The sequence below is a fragment of the Marinobacterium marinum genome (assembly GCF_013868415.1).
Taxonomy (GTDB): Bacteria; Pseudomonadota; Gammaproteobacteria; order Pseudomonadales; family Balneatricaceae; genus Marinobacterium; species Marinobacterium marinum.
Genome location: NZ_JACEMT010000053.1, coordinates 56,955 through 71,484 on the forward strand (window position 1 = coordinate 56,955; position 14,530 = coordinate 71,484).

A 14,530-nucleotide genomic window follows, 5' to 3' on the forward strand; every position below is an offset into this window, starting at 1 on the left:
TTATCCCTCCGCCTTGTCAAACGTTGATGTGATCGGCTGCAGCCGGGTGAAGCGCAGTAGATAGTGTGGGCCGCCAGCCTTGGGGCCGGTGCCGGACAGGCCCTGACCGCCAAACGGCTGTACGCCGACGGTAGCGCCGACCTGGTTGCGGTTGATATAGGTGTTGCCGACACGTGCACGGGATTCGATATGAGCGGCGGTTCCCTCGTTGCGGGTATGGATACCCAGCGTCAGTCCGTAGCCACAGCGGTTGATCTGATCGATCAGCGCATCCAGATCACGAGCGTCATAACGCACCAGATGCATGATCGGGCCAAACTGCTCGCGTCCCAGGCGCTCGATCGAGTCGATTTCAAACGCAGTGGGCGGCACAAAGGTACCTTGCTCGGATTCGGTGTGCAGCGGGGTCTGTGCCAGCAGAGTTGCCTGAGCGTTCATATGGTCGATATAGCTGAGCAGCCCCTGTTGTGCGCCGGTGTCGATGACCGGTCCCACATCGGTGCTGTGCAGGCAGGGATTGCCGGTCTTCAGTTCGGCCATGGCGCCCTTGAGCAGATCGATGACACGGTCTGCAATATCCTTCTGGACACAGATGACACGCAGGGCCGAGCAGCGCTGACCGGCGGACGCGAAGGCGGACTGCACGGCGTCCTGAATGACCTGTTCCGGCAGCGAAGTCGAGTCGACGATCATGGCATTCTGGCCACCGGTTTCGGCGATCAGTGGTACGGGAGCGCAGTCCCGTGAGGCCAGGGTGCGGTTGATCAGGCGGGCGGTCTCGGTTGAACCGGTGAACGCGACCCCGGCGATGCGTGGGTCGGAGGTCAGCGGTGTGCCGACTTCGGCGCCACGGCCGGGCAGCAATTGAATGGCGGTTGCCGGAACGCCGGCTTCGAGCATCAGTTCGACGGCGCGGCAGGCGATCAGACTGGTCTGCTCGGCAGGCTTGGCAACAACCGTGTTTCCGGCAGCCAGTGCGGCCGTGACCTGACCAAGGAAGATCGCCAGCGGGAAGTTCCACGGGCTGATGCAGACAAACACGCCACGGCCGTTGCGCATCATGGCGTGGCTGTTGCCGTCGGCCAAGGTGCGTTTGAGCGGTGCGCTGAACAGTTCATTGGCGCCCAAGGCGTAATAGCGACAGAAATCGACCGCCTCGCGCACTTCGTCGATACTGTCCTGAATGGTTTTACCTGCCTCCTGGTGACACAGGGCGACCAGTTCGGCCAAGTGCTCTTCCAGCAGATCACCAAGGCGCATCAGGGCCTGGGTGCGGATGCCCACGGGCGTAGCCTGCCAGTCGGCAAAGCCGTCATGCGCAACCTGAATGGCCTGTGCGACCAGTTCGGCGTCGGCAAAGTGAACCTGACCGGTGTGATGGCGGTGATCGTAAGGTGCCTTGACTGTCTGAATGTTGCCGCTATCAATGCGTGTGCCATTGATGATGGGGCCACCCAGCCACTGATGCTCCAGCCAAGCGCTAACCTTGGCACTGAACGGCGCCCATTCGCAGTGAATGTCGATGTTGGGGCCGCGGGAGTTGGGACGCTGTTGGCCGTAGATGTCGCGTGGCAACGGAATGTGCGGGTTGTGTAGCGGGTTGCGCTTGTTCAGTGTCAGCCAGGGGTGCTCGGTCAGGTCGCTGATCGGGCAGCGGGCATCCACCAGGCGGTGGACGAAGGAGCTGTTGGCACCGTTCTCCAGCAGGCGGCGCACCAGATAGGGCAGCAAATCCTTGTGGTTGCCCACGGGGGCGTAGATGCGCACGGCAACACCGGCCTGTTCCAGGACGCGGTCATAGAGTGCATCGCCCATGCCGTGCAGGCGCTGGAACTCGAACTGGTCGTGCTGTGCTTCGGTCATGATGGCAGCGACCGTGTGTGCGTTGTGGCTGGCAAACTGTGGCCAGATCAGTCCCTTGATATGGGAACTTAGCAAGAAGCGGGCGCAGGCGAGGTAGGCAACATCAGTGGATTCTTTACGGGTGTAGACCGGATAGCCGTCCAGCCCCTTTTGCTGACACAGCTTGATCTCTGAATCCCAGTAGGCGCCTTTGACCAAACGGATCGGGATCAGGTCGCCCTGCCGTTTGGCCAATGCCGCCAGCCAGATCAGCACCGGTAGGGCACGCTTGGAATAGGCCTGTACCACCAGACCAAAACCGCCCCAGCCCTGGCAATCCGGGTGCTGGTACAGTTTCTGGAACAGTTGCAGAGACAGTTCCAGTCGATCGGCTTCCTCGGCATCAACGGTGATGGCGACATCCTGTGCACGGGCCTGACGAATCAGCTTGAGCACCGTGGTGAACAACTGCTCCATGACCTGCTCTTCCTGGCCCGGCTCGTAGCGCGGATGTAGGGCCGACAGCTTGATGGAAACGCTGGGTTTGGGACCCTTCGCTTTTTGGTCCTGGTAGCTGCCGACGAAATCGATGGCGCGGCTGTAATCGTTCAGGTATTTGGCGGCATCGGCGCGGGTCAGTGCGGCCTCACCGAGCATGTCGAAGGAATAGGTGTAGCCTTTCTGGCGCTCTTCACTGCCGCGCTTCATGGCTTCCTTGATGTCGCGGCCGAGGACGAACTGGTGGCCCATGATTTTCATCGCCTGCTGCATCACCTTGCGGATCAGCGGTTCGCCCATGCGGTTGACCAGGCGGTTGATGACGCCGGACGGGGTGCCATCCTCGCGTTCATCCATGGTGACAACCTTGCCGGTCAGCAACAGGCCCCAGGTGGAGGCGTTGACCAGCAGGGAGTCGGAATTTTTCAGATGACTCTTCCAGTCGGCGACGCTGAGCTTGTCGCGAATCAGCGCATCGGCGGTGTCGGCATCGGGGATGCGCATCAGCGCTTCGGCCAGACACATCAACAGAATACCCTCACGGGTATCCAGGCTGTATTCCAGCAGCAGGGCGTCGATCATGTGAATGGCGCCGTCGTCGGCCCGAACCTGTTCGATCAGGCTGGTGGCACGGGATTCCGCCTGACGAATCTGATCGCCGGTCGGTTCGGCCAGTGCCATCAGCTCCCTGAGCCAGCGGCTCTCGTCAATGGCGTAAAGCGGGGAGATCTGCTCCCAGAGCGCCGCCAGCGGCTGCTCGATCAATCCCGGATGCAGTGCATCGATCGCTTTGAACATAGACTTTTCCTCAACTCATCCGCAAGTGGCGCGCTGTCGTATCGGACAGGGCGGTACTCTTGGTTTTTGCCGGTTCAGGGAGCGGAATTGCCCACTGAGCCGGACATTTAATAACAGCCGTTAAGGAGCGGTCTTGTCAGTTTCTATGGTTGTTTTGCGCAATCCTCTGACGGGTGTTGGCTCCATTGGCGGCGGAACTGGGCCGGCGACAGGTCGAAACGCTGGCTGAAGGCCCGGGTCAGTGCGCTCTGGTTGCAAAAACCGAAGCGGCTGGCCAGTTGAGCGATGGAATCGGGGGCGTGGATCAGGGCATCACGTACGGCTTGCAGACGGCGCTCATGGACATACTGACTCGGTGTCAGGCCGGACTGCTCGCGAAAGCGGGCAAAAAACTGACTGCTGCTGAGACAGAACAATCCCGCCAATTCATCGACGGGCATGCGTCGGTCCATATGGGTATCAATATAGTCATCCAACAGCTCCATGTTCAGCTTACCCCGCACTCGTGCCGGCAGACTGTGGTCCAGTTGGCGTTGCAGGGCACAGATCAGGGTATTGCAGCAGGCTTCCTGCAGCAGCCGGTCTTCGGGGTTGTGCTGGATTTCACGGCTGAGCGAACGCAACAGCAGCTGCAGTTCAGGGGGGCAGTGGAAATAGGAGGGGTGTTGAAACAATCGGTTGATCCGCTCCTGCTGCAGACGGTCGGTGCTTTCGGTGGGCAGATCAAGAACCAGAATGCGGTTGTCGCCCAGCCCGCTGAAAACATGGTCAGTGGCGCAGGGAACAAGACAACCGTGACCGATACGGACTTCGCGGCTGCGCCCGACCAGCTCGAACGCGGTCTCTCCTTCCAACCCGAATACCAGTTGATGGTGCTGGTGGTCGTGTTGGTCGGCGGACGGGGGCAGAGTCAGAACTTTGGTGCTGTGGGTCATAGGGCGTCGCCACCGTTTTAGCGTTATTACGGTTAACCTTAGCCTATTAATCATACAGTGTAACGGGTGTGATGTGATCAGGCGGAGCGCATTTGACTGCCATTACGGGTACAATAGCGGCAAATGAACTCTGACTTACAGGATAGATGGCGAGATGGCTGAACTGAAAAACGATCGCTTTCTGCGTGCACTGCTGCGTGAGCCGGTCGATGTGACCCCGGTCTGGATGATGCGTCAGGCAGGGCGCTATCTGCCCGAGTATCGGGCGACCCGGGCTCAGGCGGGGGATTTCTTGAGTTTGTGCAAGAACCGCGAGTTGGCGTGTGAGGTGACTTTGCAGCCGCTGGAACGCTATGATCTGGATGCGGCCATTCTGTTCTCCGACATTCTGACCATCCCGGATGCCATGGGGTTGGGCCTGTACTTTGAACAGGGCGAGGGGCCCCGCTTCAAGAAAGTGATTCGTACCGAACAGGATGTGGCGGAGCTGCCGATACCGGATGCGGCAACCGACCTGGATTACGTGATGGCGGCGGTGACCGAAATCCGTGGCGCCCTGTCCGGCCGGGTGCCGCTGATCGGGTTTTCCGGCAGTCCCTGGACCCTGGCGACCTACATGGTCGAGGGTGGCTCCAGCAAGGACTTCCGCCATATCAAGCGGATGATGTACGCCACTCCCGAGGTGATGCACGCGCTGCTGGACAAGCTGGCGCAGTCGGTTACCACCTACCTGAATGAACAGATCCGCTGTGGCGCCCAGGCGGTACAGATCTTCGATACCTGGGGAGGGGTGCTCAGTGGTCCCATGTACCGGGAGTTCTCGCTGAAGTACATGCAGCAGATCGTGTCGGGCCTGATTCGCGAACATGAAGGTCGTCGGGTTCCGGTAATCCTGTTCACCAAGAACGGTGGCCAGTGGCTGGAAGTGATGGCCGACACCGGTGCCGATGCCCTGGGGCTGGACTGGACCACCAACATTGATGACGCGCGTCGCCGGGTCGGTGACCGGGTTGCTCTGCAGGGGAATATGGATCCGAGTGTGCTCTATGCGCCGGCTGACCGCATTCGTGCTGAAGTAGCGGATATACTGCAGCGCTTTGGGACTGGAGACGGCCATATATTCAACCTGGGGCACGGCATTCATCAGTTCGTAGACCCGGAAAGTGCCAAGGTGTTTGTGGATGCAGTACATGAGCTGAGCGCCCAGTATCACCGTTAATATTCGAAGTGCTCGTCCTGCGAGTAAGTCTGACAGGCAGCGGTGCCCTGCACCGCTGCCTGTGTTGTTTTTACGGACTGAAAAATCATGAAAAAACTGTCAAACCTCTTTGCCAATAACCGCACCTGGTCGGATCGTCTGCGCGAGCAGGACCCGGCGTTTTTCCCCACGCTGGCAGGTCAGCAGGCACCTGAATATCTGTGGATCGGCTGTTCCGACAGCCGTGTGCCCGCCAACGAAATCGTGGACCTGTTGCCGGGCGAGCTGTTCGTGCACCGTAATGTATCCAACATTGTGGTACATACGGACATGAACTGCTTGTCGGTATTGCAGTACGCGGTTGAGGTGCTGAAGGTCAAGCATGTGATGGTGGTCGGTCACTATGGTTGTGGCGGTGTGCGGGCGGCTCTGGAGCAGCGCTCCCATGGCCTGATTGACAACTGGCTGCGCAATATTCGAGTGGTATACAACAAGCACCGTGCGCTGGTGGGTCCCTGGAAGGATACCCCGGCTCAGGTGGACATGATGTGTGAGCTGAACGCGGTGGAGCAGGCCTACAATGTGTGTAATACCACGATTGTGCAGGATGCCTGGGCGCGGGGGCAGGAGCTGAATATTCATGGGTGGGTTTATAGTCTCAAAAACGGCCGGCTGACCGATCTGGATTTTTGTGCCAGTAGTGCGGCGGAAACCGAGCCGGAACTGCAGCAGGCAATTGCCCGGGTTGAGTCGACACGGGCCTTCAGCTGACGCTGGCACGGTCGGCTTTGGACGTGAAAAGGCCCCTGTCGGAAACGGCAGGGGCCTTTTGGTTACAGGGACAGGTCAGTTCAGCAGCAGGGTGAGCAGTGTGCCGCTTAGCAGCAGCAGGACAAACAACAGGGCACCCAGCAGCATGGGTTTCCAGCCCGCTGCTCGAATGGCGCTGATACGGGTAGCAAAACCGAGAGCGGCCATGGCCATGGCCAGACACAGTTGATCCAGCCGGTGCAACCATTCCAGTGTTTGTGGCGGAAGCAGCTCCAGACTGTTGACCAGCGGCAGACACATGAAAATCAGTGCAAACCAGGGAATGGGCAGGGCACGGGTTTGAGCCCGGCTCTGGTGCTTTTGCCGGCCGAACACCTGGCTCAAAACCAGCAAGACAGGCACCAGCAGCATCACGCGCATCAGCTTGGTCACCACGGCGGCATGTGCTGCGTCGGCGGGCAGGGCTGCTGCCACGGCGGTAACCTGTGCGACTTCATGGGTGGTGGCGCCGACCAGACGGCCGAAGGCGATGTCGGCATTATCACCCGGCAGCACAGTCCAGTCATGGGCGAAGAGCCAGGGGTAGAGCAGCATGGCGGCACTGCCGAAGAGGACAACGGTGGCAATGGCAACCGGCACGGCCTGCTGGCGGGCACGAATGGCGGGAGCGCTGGCCAGCACTGCTGCGGCACCACAAATGGCGCTGCCGGCACCAATCAGAACAGCGGTTCGCGCATCCAGTCCGAGCCAGCGTATTCCGATCCAGGCGGCTGCCAATAGAATGCCGATGACCATGACCAGATCGATTGCCAAGGCGTTGAGACCGGCGCTGTGCAAGTCAGCCAGGCTGATGCGCAGTCCATACAGGATGATACCGGCGCGCAGCAGGTAGTGGCGGCTGAACTGAAGGCCTGTCTCACTGCGTTGCTCCAGTGTGTCGCTTCCCCAGTGCCCGATCAGAATACCCAGCAGCATTGCCAGCGTCAGCGGGCCGATGATGCTTACGCCGGGCAGCGGCAGCTGTGCCAGCAGCAGGGCAACCAGGCTAATACCCAGTGTCAGCAGAAGGCCGGGAAGTGGCTGGCGGATATGGACCGGTAGTGGCAGTGTCATGGAGCACCTCCTTGAAATCAGGGGTGCACTTTAAGGCGTTTGGTTATAAGTTTAAAACGGATTGATTTGGTATTATTAACCTGTTTTTTCGATAGGTTCGGTTCTGGTATGAGGTGGTAATGCTCTCGTTGCGTCAGTTGGAAGTCTTTCTTGCCGTGATTGAAACGGGGTCAACTACACGGGCGGCGACAGCTGTGGCGTTGTCTCAGTCGGCTGCCAGTAACGCCTTGTCGGAACTGGAGTCGCGGTTGGGTGAGAAGCTGTTCGACCGTGTCGGCAAACGGCTGGTGCTGAATGCCAACGGCCGTGCCCTGCAGCCCCGGGCACGGGCGCTGTTGATGCAGGCCGCTGATGCGGAGAACCTGTTTCACAGCGATGGTGGGCAGTTGAAAGTGGGTGCCAGCACGACCATCGGCAATTACCTGCTGCCGCACCTGTTGGGACAGGCCGGCACCGATCTGCCGTGTGAACGGATCGAGATTGCCAACACCGATGAGATCGCCGAACAGATGCTCAGGTTTGAGCTGGATCTGGGGTTGATCGAGGGGAGCGCGTTACATCCCGATCTGGTGATGACGCCCTGGCGACAGGACGAAATGGTCATAGTGGCTGCCCCGGTCTTTGCCGGATACTCGCTGGACGATCTGCCCTGGATCATGCGTGAATCCGGGTCAGGGACACGGAGAGTGGTTGAGCAGGAGCTGCTGGGAACATTGGAAGGCATACGGCCAGTGCTGGAACTGGGCAGTTCCGAGGCCATTCACAATGCAGTTCGGGCCGGGTTGGGTGTCAGTTGCCTGTCGCGTCATGTGGTCCGGCAGTCTTTGCGTAGCGGTGAGCTGCTGGTACTGGCTCCGGAGCGCAGCATTCGGCGTCAGCTGTATCTGCTGCGCCATCGGCAGCGGCCTGATACCGCTGCCGTGGCACGTTTTCTGGCGTACTGCCCAGCCGAGAGTCGGACTTAGCGAACGCTCTTGGCCAGGGCCTGGTCCAGGTCGGCGATCAGATCATCGACATGCTCGATGCCGATCGACAGGCGCACCATCTCGGGTGAGACGCCGGCAGATTTCAGTTCTTCGTCGTTGAGCTGACGGTGAGTGGTTTCGGCCGGGATAGAGGCCAGTGACTTGCAATCACCGATGTTGACCAGACGCAGGAAGATCTGCAGTGCATCGTAGAAGGTACGGGTGCCCTCGCGGCCGGACTTGAGGCCGAAGCTGAGGATGCCGGATGCCTTGCCGCCCATGTATTTCTGCGCCAGTGCGTGGTCCTTGTGACTTTCCAGGCCGGCATAGTTGACCCAAACGACTTCCGGGTGATTTTCCAGATATTCGGCAATCTTTTGCGTGTTTTCGCAGACGCGTTCCATGCGCAGCGCCAGTGTTTCCAGTCCCTGCATCAGCATGAAAGCGCTCATGGGGGAGAGGGCTGCGCCCATGTTGCGCAGTGGCACGACGCGGGCACGGCCAATGAAGGCGGCCGGGCCAAAAGCCTCAGTGTAAACCACGCCGTGGTAGGACACGTCCGGTTCGTTCAACAGCGGGAAGCGTTCCTTGTGTTCGGCCCAGGGAAAGTTGCCCGAGTCGATAATAACGCCACCAATGGTCGTGCCGTGGCCACCAATATACTTGGTGGCGGAGGTCACGATGATGTCCGCGCCCTGTTCGATCGGACGCCAGAGGGCCGGGCTGGGCACGGTGTTGTCGACCACCAGGGGGACGCCGTGGCGGTGGGCGATCTCGGCCATTTTTTCAATATCGGCAATGCCGCCGGACGGGTTGCCGACGGACTCGCAGTAAATCGCCTTGGTACGAGCATCGATTTTGCTTTCCAGCGCCGCAAAATCGTCCATTTTGACGAAACGGACTTCCAGTCCCTGACGCGGCAGGGTATGGGCAAACAGGTTGTAGGTGCCGCCGTACAGTTCACTGGTGGAGATGATGTTGTCTCCGGCCTCGGCCAGTGTCTGAATGGTATAGGTGATTGCAGCCATGCCGGATGCAACCGCCAATGCCGCCACGCCGCCCTCCATTGCAGCAACCCGTTTTTCCAGCACATCAGTGGTCGGGTTCATGATGCGGGTGTAAATGTTGCCGGGAACCTTGAGATCGAACAGGTCTGCACCGTGCTGGGCATCATCAAAGGTGTAGGACGTCGTCTGATAGATGGGGACGGCGGCTGCCTTGGTGGTCGTTTCGGACGCATAGCCGGCATGGAGGGCGAGTGTTTCCAGTTTCATTATGGGCTTTCCTTGTTGACTTGATCGGTGCGGCTGCACCCTGGTGCGAGGCTGCCCCGGGCTGCAGTCGCTTGATACAATCGGGTTCTGCAAACAGACGCTCAGTGTAAACCCTAAATCTTCAGGAGGCACCCTAATGGCCAAAACGAAAACCGCCTTTGTCTGCAACGATTGCGGCGCTGATTACCGCAAGTGGCAGGGGCAGTGCAATGCCTGCGGGGCCTGGAATACCATTACCGAAGTGCGACTGGGTTCGGATGCCGGCGGCGTGCGCAGTGCCCGTTTCGAAGGTTATGCAGGCGGGGCCGGAGCGCAGAAGAAAGTGGTCAGCCTCAGCGAGGTAGCGCTGGAAGAAATGCCGCGCTTTTCCAGTGGCAGCAGCGAACTGGATCGGGTGCTGGGCGGGGGGCTGGTGCCAGGGTCGGCAGTACTGATCGGCGGCCATCCGGGAGCCGGCAAGAGTACTTTGCTGTTGCAGACCATGTGTCATTTGGCCGGTCAGATGCCGGCGCTGTACATCACCGGCGAGGAGTCGTTGCAGCAGGTGGCAATGCGTGCCGCACGGCTGGGGCTCAGGGCCGATCAGTTGCAGATGCTGTCGGAAACCTCGGTGGAAACGATCTGCGATCTGGCCAATGACCTCAAGCCCAGAGTGATGGTGATCGACTCCATTCAGGTGATGCATGTCGCCGATGTACAGTCGGCACCGGGTTCGGTGTCTCAGGTGCGCGAGAGCGCGGCTTTCCTGACCCGCTTTGCCAAGCAGACCGGCACGGTGCTGTTTCTGGTCGGTCATGTGACCAAAGACGGCTCCCTGGCCGGCCCCAAGGTGTTGGAGCACATGATCGACTGTTCGCTGCAGCTGGAAGGCTCTTCCGACAGCCGTTTCCGTACCCTGCGCAGTCACAAGAACCGCTTCGGTGCTGTCAACGAGCTGGGTGTGTTCGCAATGCTGGAAAACGGGCTCAAGGAGGTCAAGAATCCCAGCTCCATTTTCCTCAGTCGTGGCAGCGAACCCAGTCCCGGCAGCGTGGTGATGGTGGTTTGGGAGGGCACTCGGCCATTGCTGGTGGAGCTGCAGGCGCTGGTGGATGAGTCGCATCTGTCCAACCCGCGTCGAGTGGCGGTGGGGCTGGAACAGAACCGCCTTGCCATGTTGCTGGCGGTACTCAATCGTCATGGCGGTTTGATGACCGGTGATCAGGACGTGTTCGTCAATGTGGTCGGTGGGGTCAAGGTGTTGGAAACCAGTGCCGACCTGGCGCTGTTGCTGGCGGTCGTGTCCAGTTTTCGCAACATGGCGCTGTCACAGGAGCTGATGGTGTTTGGCGAGGTGGGGCTGTCCGGCGAAATCCGTCCGGTGCCCAATGGTCAGGAGCGTATCCGGGAAGCGGCCAAGCACGGCTTTAAACGGGCCATCGTGCCTATTGCCAACGTGCCGCGCGAATCGCTGCCCGGCGGCATGGAGGTGGTTGGCGTCAAAACGTTGTCCGAAGCGTTGGACGCGATCTGACGCCGGTGAGCGTCAGCCGTCAATCAGTTGTTCCAGTTCACGTTCCAGCAATGCTTCATCGCCCAGATTGAGTTCGATCAGGCGTCTCAGATGGGTGATGCTGTCAATTTCGATACCGGCGGCAAGGAAGCCGTATAGCGGCGGTTCGGCGTGTTTAAGACTGGCCGGGATTTTGATCAGGATATCGTTGGCCAGATAGAGGTGCAGAGTTGCCGTGTCGCCCAGGTCGATGGGCAGCGGGCGGGTGGATTCGACCAGCGTACCGCGCAGAGAAATATCGATCAGTTGTACAATCGCGGTTCCTTTGGTGCTGTGCAACTCACATTCGGCATCGAAGGGGATGCGGGTAAAACGACGCCGTTCCTGTGGATTATTCATGCTTGGGCTCCTGAAGGTTCTGCCTGAATGGCGGGCGGCTATTACAGCATAGCCGGGTCGTGCGGGCAGAGTGCGCAAGATCAAGAGAACGCTGATTCTGATGGGCAAAGGGATGAAAAGACGGGCTGCCCGAAGGCAGCCCCCTTGAATCAGCTCATGCGGCGATACTTGATCCGCTCCGGCTGATGGTCCTTGCCGTAACGGCGTTTGTAGTCCTCGGCGTACTCGGTGTAGTTGCCTTCGAAGAACTCTACGTTAGAGTCGCCCTCGTAGGCAATCATGTGCGTACAGATACGGTCGAGGAACCAACGGTCATGCGAGATCACCACGGCGCAGCCCGGGAACGCCAGCAGGGCTTCTTCCAGTGCGCGCAGGGTCTCGATGTCCAGGTCGTTGGTCGGTTCGTCAAGCAACAGCACGTTGCCGCCTTCTTTCAGCAGCTTCGCCATGTGCAGACGGTTGCGCTCTCCCCCGGACAGATCCTTGACGAACTTCTGCTGGTCGGAACCCTTGAAGTTGAAACGACCGCAGTAGGCACGGGCCGGGGTCTGGAAGTTGCCCACGGTGATGATGTCCTGACCGTCGGAGATTTCCTGGAACACGGTGTTGTCGCCGTTCAGTTCACGGGACTGGTTCACGTAGGCCAGCTGCACAGTAGAGCCGATTTCGATCTCGCCGGAATCGGGCTGCTCTTCGCCGCTGAGCATGCGGAACAGGGTGGATTTACCGGCGCCGTTGGGGCCGATGATACCGACGATAGCACCCGGCGGGATGGACAAGTTCAGGTTCTCGAACAGCAGCTTGTCATCGTAGGACTTGGTGACGTTGTGCAGCTCGATCACCTTGTCGCCCAGGCGCGGGCCCGGCGGGATATAGATTTCCTGGGTTTCGTTGCGTTGCTGGAACTCGCGCGAGTTCATCTCTTCGAACGCTTTCAGGCGCGCCTTGGATTTGGTCTGACGGCCTTTGGCACCCTGACGCACCCACTCCAGCTCGGACTTCATTGCCTTGCGATGCGAGGCTTCGGATTTGGCTTCCTGCTCCAGGCGGGCGTCTTTCTGCTCCAGCCAGCTGGAGTAGTTGCCTTCCCAGGGGATACCGTGACCACGGTCCAGTTCCAGAATCCAGCCGGCGGCGTTGTCGAGGAAGTAACGGTCGTGGGTAATGGCCACGACGGTGCCGGTGTATTCCTGCAGGAAGCGTTCGATCCAGGCGATCGACTCGGCGTCCAGGTGGTTGGTCGGCTCGTCCAGCAGCAGCATGTCCGGGTGATCCAGCAGCAGACGGCAGAGTGCGACACGGCGACGTTCACCACCGGACAGGTGTTCAACCTTGGCATCCCAGGGCGGCAGACGCATGGCATCGGCGGCGCGCTCCAGTGCCTGGTCCAGGTTGTGACCGTCCTTGGCCGTGATCAGGTTTTCCAGTTCGGCCTGACGTTTGGCCAATTCGTCAAAATCGGCGTCCGGGTCGGCATAGGCTGCATAGACCTGATCCAGCTCGGCCAGCGCATCCTTGACGTCACTGACTGCTTCTTCGATCACTTCCCGCACGGTTTTGCCGTCATCCAGCTCCGGCTCCTGCGGCAAGTAGCCCACCTTCATGTTGGGCATGGGGCGTGCTTCGCCGGTGTAATCCTTGTCAACGCCGGCCATGATGCGCAGCAGTGTGGATTTACCGGCACCGTTCAGACCAAGTACACCGATCTTGGCACCGGGGAAAAAGGATAATGAGATATCCTTGAGGATTTCACGCTTGGGCGGAACGACCTTGCCCACGCGGTTCATCGTGTAAACGTACTGAGCCATCAATATGCCTGTAGGTTTAGGGTTAAAAAACAGCCAGATTCTACCCCCGGGACGGGGGGAAAGCCATGTTGCCTCCGGCTGTAAAGTCGTTCCGGGTGTTGCCTTACAGGGACGTTATTAATCGGGCTTGACTCTTGGCAAGAAGGCTGCCCTTAAGCTAGGATCAACGCCGGCTTGGATGCGCCCGGTGACCCCCCTTCATTATGTTTTTTAAGGACGAAATATGAATCAAATTGCAGACAATCCCTATGCGGCGCCAGAAGCTGAACTTGAAGTTCCCAAAGCGGCCGGTGACCTCTCCGTATTCAAACGTTTTACCACTTGGGGCGTATTCGCTCTGTTGATTGTTACCTTCGGTATTTACGGCATTTACTGGCTGTACACACGTACCAACAGGCTGAATCAGATTTCGGATGATCCCATCTCGGCGGGCTTCATGAATATCACGACCGGCTGTTACATCGGCAGCGTCATTTTCCCCTTCCTGCTGATGCCGCTTCCCTATGAGCTGATGTCAGTCCTGTCTCTGCTGAGCCCTGTTTTGTCTCTTGCCGGTATGATTCTGATGGTCGTGTGGGTATTCAAGTTCCGTAACCGTCTCAACCGTGTCACTCAGAGCAAGGGCAAGCCGACCTGGTGTGGCCCGATTCTGACCTTCTTCTTTAACGTCCTGTACCTGAACTACAAAGTTAACCAGAACATCGACATGCGCGGCTGAGCCAGCGGCGGTATAGCATGTGTGCATCCAAGCTTCTTGATAATCATTGTAGTGTCGAAACCCCGGAAGGGATCGAATTCGTTCAGGCCATGGCCGGACCGGTACCGCGTATCCTTGCCTATCTGATCGATTTGGCCTGGCGCGGGCTGGTGTATGCGGGGCTTGGCATGATGCTCCCGCTGATGGGCGGCTTGGGAATGGGGCTGTTTCTGATCCTGACCTTCCTGCTGGAATGGTTTTATCCGGTTTTTTTCGAAGTGTTCAGACACGGTCAGACTCCGGGCAAAAAAGCGCTGGGACTGAAAGTGGTGAACGAGGATTTCACCCCGATCGGCTGGGGCGCTTCGGTCGTGCGCAATTTGTTGCGTGCGGCGGACTTCCTGCCGCTGTTTTACGTGGCCGGTATCGTCAGCATGGTGGTTTCGGGACGTTTTCAGAGGCTGGGGGATCTGGCCGCCGGCAGCCTGGTGGTTCATGTCGACAAGCAGCCAAAGGTTGTGGTGGATGAGTCCATCAAACCCATCATGCCGCGTCAGGTGCTGAGCCGTGCCGAACGTCAGGGCATTATCGGTCTGACCGAGCGCAGTATGTCCATCAGCCAGCCGCGGCAGGAAGAGCTTGCCCAGCTGCTGGAACCAGTGACCGGTGTGTCCGGGGCTGCCGGGCTGGAGCATCTCAAGGGTGTGGGGGCCTGGTTGCTGGGACGAAAGTGAGCAGAT

At 59.3% G+C, this 14,530-nt stretch carries 12 protein-coding genes; 6 read left to right on the forward strand and 6 right to left on the reverse strand.

Features of this window, described 5'->3' with window-relative positions; genetic code table 11:
* Both putA and H1S06_RS13380 read right to left on the reverse strand, forming a co-directional pair.
* Nucleotides 1–3,138 carry a bifunctional proline dehydrogenase/L-glutamate gamma-semialdehyde dehydrogenase PutA gene (gene putA / locus H1S06_RS13375; RefSeq protein WP_181741044.1) on the reverse strand — a complete coding sequence of 1,046 codons (3,138 nt, stop codon included), beginning with the start codon at nt 3,136–3,138 and terminating at the stop codon, nt 1–3.
* A 143-nt stretch (nt 3,139–3,281) separates the two neighbouring features.
* Nucleotides 3,282–4,073, reverse strand: coding sequence for a helix-turn-helix domain-containing protein (locus H1S06_RS13380; protein WP_181741046.1), 792 nt, complete (start codon nt 4,071–4,073; stop codon nt 3,282–3,284).
* A 154-nt stretch (nt 4,074–4,227) separates the two neighbouring features.
* Here H1S06_RS13380 and hemE point away from each other — a divergent pair, with 154 nt between their 5' ends.
* Both hemE and can read left to right on the forward strand, forming a co-directional pair.
* Nucleotides 4,228–5,292, forward strand: coding sequence for a uroporphyrinogen decarboxylase (gene hemE / locus H1S06_RS13385; protein ID WP_181741047.1), 1,065 nt, complete (start codon nt 4,228–4,230; stop codon nt 5,290–5,292).
* An 87-nt stretch (nt 5,293–5,379) separates the two neighbouring features.
* Nucleotides 5,380–6,042, forward strand: a complete 663-nt coding sequence (gene can, locus H1S06_RS13390) for a carbonate dehydratase (protein WP_181741049.1) — start codon at nt 5,380–5,382, stop codon at nt 6,040–6,042.
* A gap of 75 nt (nt 6,043–6,117) precedes the next feature.
* On the opposite strand, the gene H1S06_RS13395 is transcribed toward can, so the two are convergent.
* A complete protein-coding gene (locus tag H1S06_RS13395; RefSeq protein ID WP_181741051.1) occupies nt 6,118–7,155 on the reverse strand; it encodes a putative sulfate exporter family transporter in 1,038 nt (345 codons plus the stop codon).
* Nucleotides 7,156–7,274: 119 nt separating this feature from the next.
* On the opposite strand from H1S06_RS13395, the gene H1S06_RS13400 reads away from it, so the two are divergent.
* Nucleotides 7,275–8,120 (forward strand): LysR family transcriptional regulator, encoded by an 846-nt coding sequence (locus H1S06_RS13400; protein ID WP_181741053.1) that lies wholly within the window; start codon nt 7,275–7,277, stop codon nt 8,118–8,120.
* Here the strand turns inward: H1S06_RS13400 and H1S06_RS13405 are convergent.
* Nucleotides 8,117–9,394: an O-acetylhomoserine aminocarboxypropyltransferase/cysteine synthase family protein gene (locus H1S06_RS13405; RefSeq protein WP_181741054.1), complete on the reverse strand. Its 1,278-nt coding sequence runs from the start codon at nt 9,392–9,394 to the stop codon at nt 8,117–8,119. The two genes, H1S06_RS13400 and H1S06_RS13405, sit on opposite strands and share 4 nt — an antisense overlap.
* A gap of 136 nt (nt 9,395–9,530) precedes the next feature.
* On the opposite strand from H1S06_RS13405, the gene radA reads away from it, so the two are divergent.
* The gene (gene radA, locus H1S06_RS13410; protein WP_181741056.1) at nt 9,531–10,907 is read left to right on the forward strand and encodes a DNA repair protein RadA; all 1,377 of its coding nucleotides are present in this window, start codon (nt 9,531–9,533) and stop codon (nt 10,905–10,907) included.
* A 12-nt stretch (nt 10,908–10,919) separates the two neighbouring features.
* On the opposite strand, the gene H1S06_RS13415 is transcribed toward radA, so the two are convergent.
* Together H1S06_RS13415 and ettA are read right to left on the reverse strand one after the other, a co-directional pair.
* The gene (locus H1S06_RS13415; protein ID WP_181741058.1) at nt 10,920–11,285 is read right to left on the reverse strand and encodes a PilZ domain-containing protein; all 366 of its coding nucleotides are present in this window, start codon (nt 11,283–11,285) and stop codon (nt 10,920–10,922) included.
* A gap of 149 nt (nt 11,286–11,434) precedes the next feature.
* Nucleotides 11,435–13,093, reverse strand: coding sequence for an energy-dependent translational throttle protein EttA (gene ettA, locus H1S06_RS13420; protein ID WP_181741060.1), 1,659 nt, complete (start codon nt 13,091–13,093; stop codon nt 11,435–11,437).
* A 223-nt stretch (nt 13,094–13,316) separates the two neighbouring features.
* Between ettA and H1S06_RS13425 the strand changes: the two genes are divergently transcribed.
* Both H1S06_RS13425 and H1S06_RS13430 read left to right on the forward strand, forming a co-directional pair.
* On the forward strand, nt 13,317–13,811 hold the full coding sequence (locus H1S06_RS13425; protein ID WP_181741062.1) for a DUF4234 domain-containing protein: 495 nt from the start codon (nt 13,317–13,319) through the stop codon (nt 13,809–13,811).
* A gap of 17 nt (nt 13,812–13,828) precedes the next feature.
* On the forward strand, nt 13,829–14,524 hold the full coding sequence (locus H1S06_RS13430) for an RDD family protein (RefSeq protein ID WP_181741064.1): 696 nt from the start codon (nt 13,829–13,831) through the stop codon (nt 14,522–14,524).
* Nucleotides 14,525–14,530: the final 6 nt, after the last annotated feature.

What these genes read in the sequence shown, in the direction of transcription:
- putA (WP_181741044.1), bottom strand. Translation starts at nt 3,138, where the DNA reads ATGTTCAAAGCGATCGATGCACTGCATCCGGGATTGATCGAGCAGCCG.
- H1S06_RS13380 (WP_181741046.1), bottom strand. Translation starts at nt 4,073, where the DNA reads ATGACCCACAGCACCAAAGTTCTGACTCTGCCCCCGTCCGCCGACCAA.
- hemE (WP_181741047.1), top strand. Translation starts at nt 4,228, where the DNA reads ATGGCTGAACTGAAAAACGATCGCTTTCTGCGTGCACTGCTGCGTGAG.
- can (WP_181741049.1), top strand. Translation starts at nt 5,380, where the DNA reads ATGAAAAAACTGTCAAACCTCTTTGCCAATAACCGCACCTGGTCGGAT.
- H1S06_RS13395 (WP_181741051.1), bottom strand. Translation starts at nt 7,155, where the DNA reads ATGACACTGCCACTACCGGTCCATATCCGCCAGCCACTTCCCGGCCTT.
- H1S06_RS13400 (WP_181741053.1), top strand. Translation starts at nt 7,275, where the DNA reads ATGCTCTCGTTGCGTCAGTTGGAAGTCTTTCTTGCCGTGATTGAAACG.
- H1S06_RS13405 (WP_181741054.1), bottom strand. Translation starts at nt 9,394, where the DNA reads ATGAAACTGGAAACACTCGCCCTCCATGCCGGCTATGCGTCCGAAACG.
- radA (WP_181741056.1), top strand. Translation starts at nt 9,531, where the DNA reads ATGGCCAAAACGAAAACCGCCTTTGTCTGCAACGATTGCGGCGCTGAT.
- H1S06_RS13415 (WP_181741058.1), bottom strand. Translation starts at nt 11,285, where the DNA reads ATGAATAATCCACAGGAACGGCGTCGTTTTACCCGCATCCCCTTCGAT.
- ettA (WP_181741060.1), bottom strand. Translation starts at nt 13,093, where the DNA reads ATGGCTCAGTACGTTTACACGATGAACCGCGTGGGCAAGGTCGTTCCG.
- H1S06_RS13425 (WP_181741062.1), top strand. Translation starts at nt 13,317, where the DNA reads ATGAATCAAATTGCAGACAATCCCTATGCGGCGCCAGAAGCTGAACTT.
- H1S06_RS13430 (WP_181741064.1), top strand. Translation starts at nt 13,829, where the DNA reads ATGTGTGCATCCAAGCTTCTTGATAATCATTGTAGTGTCGAAACCCCG.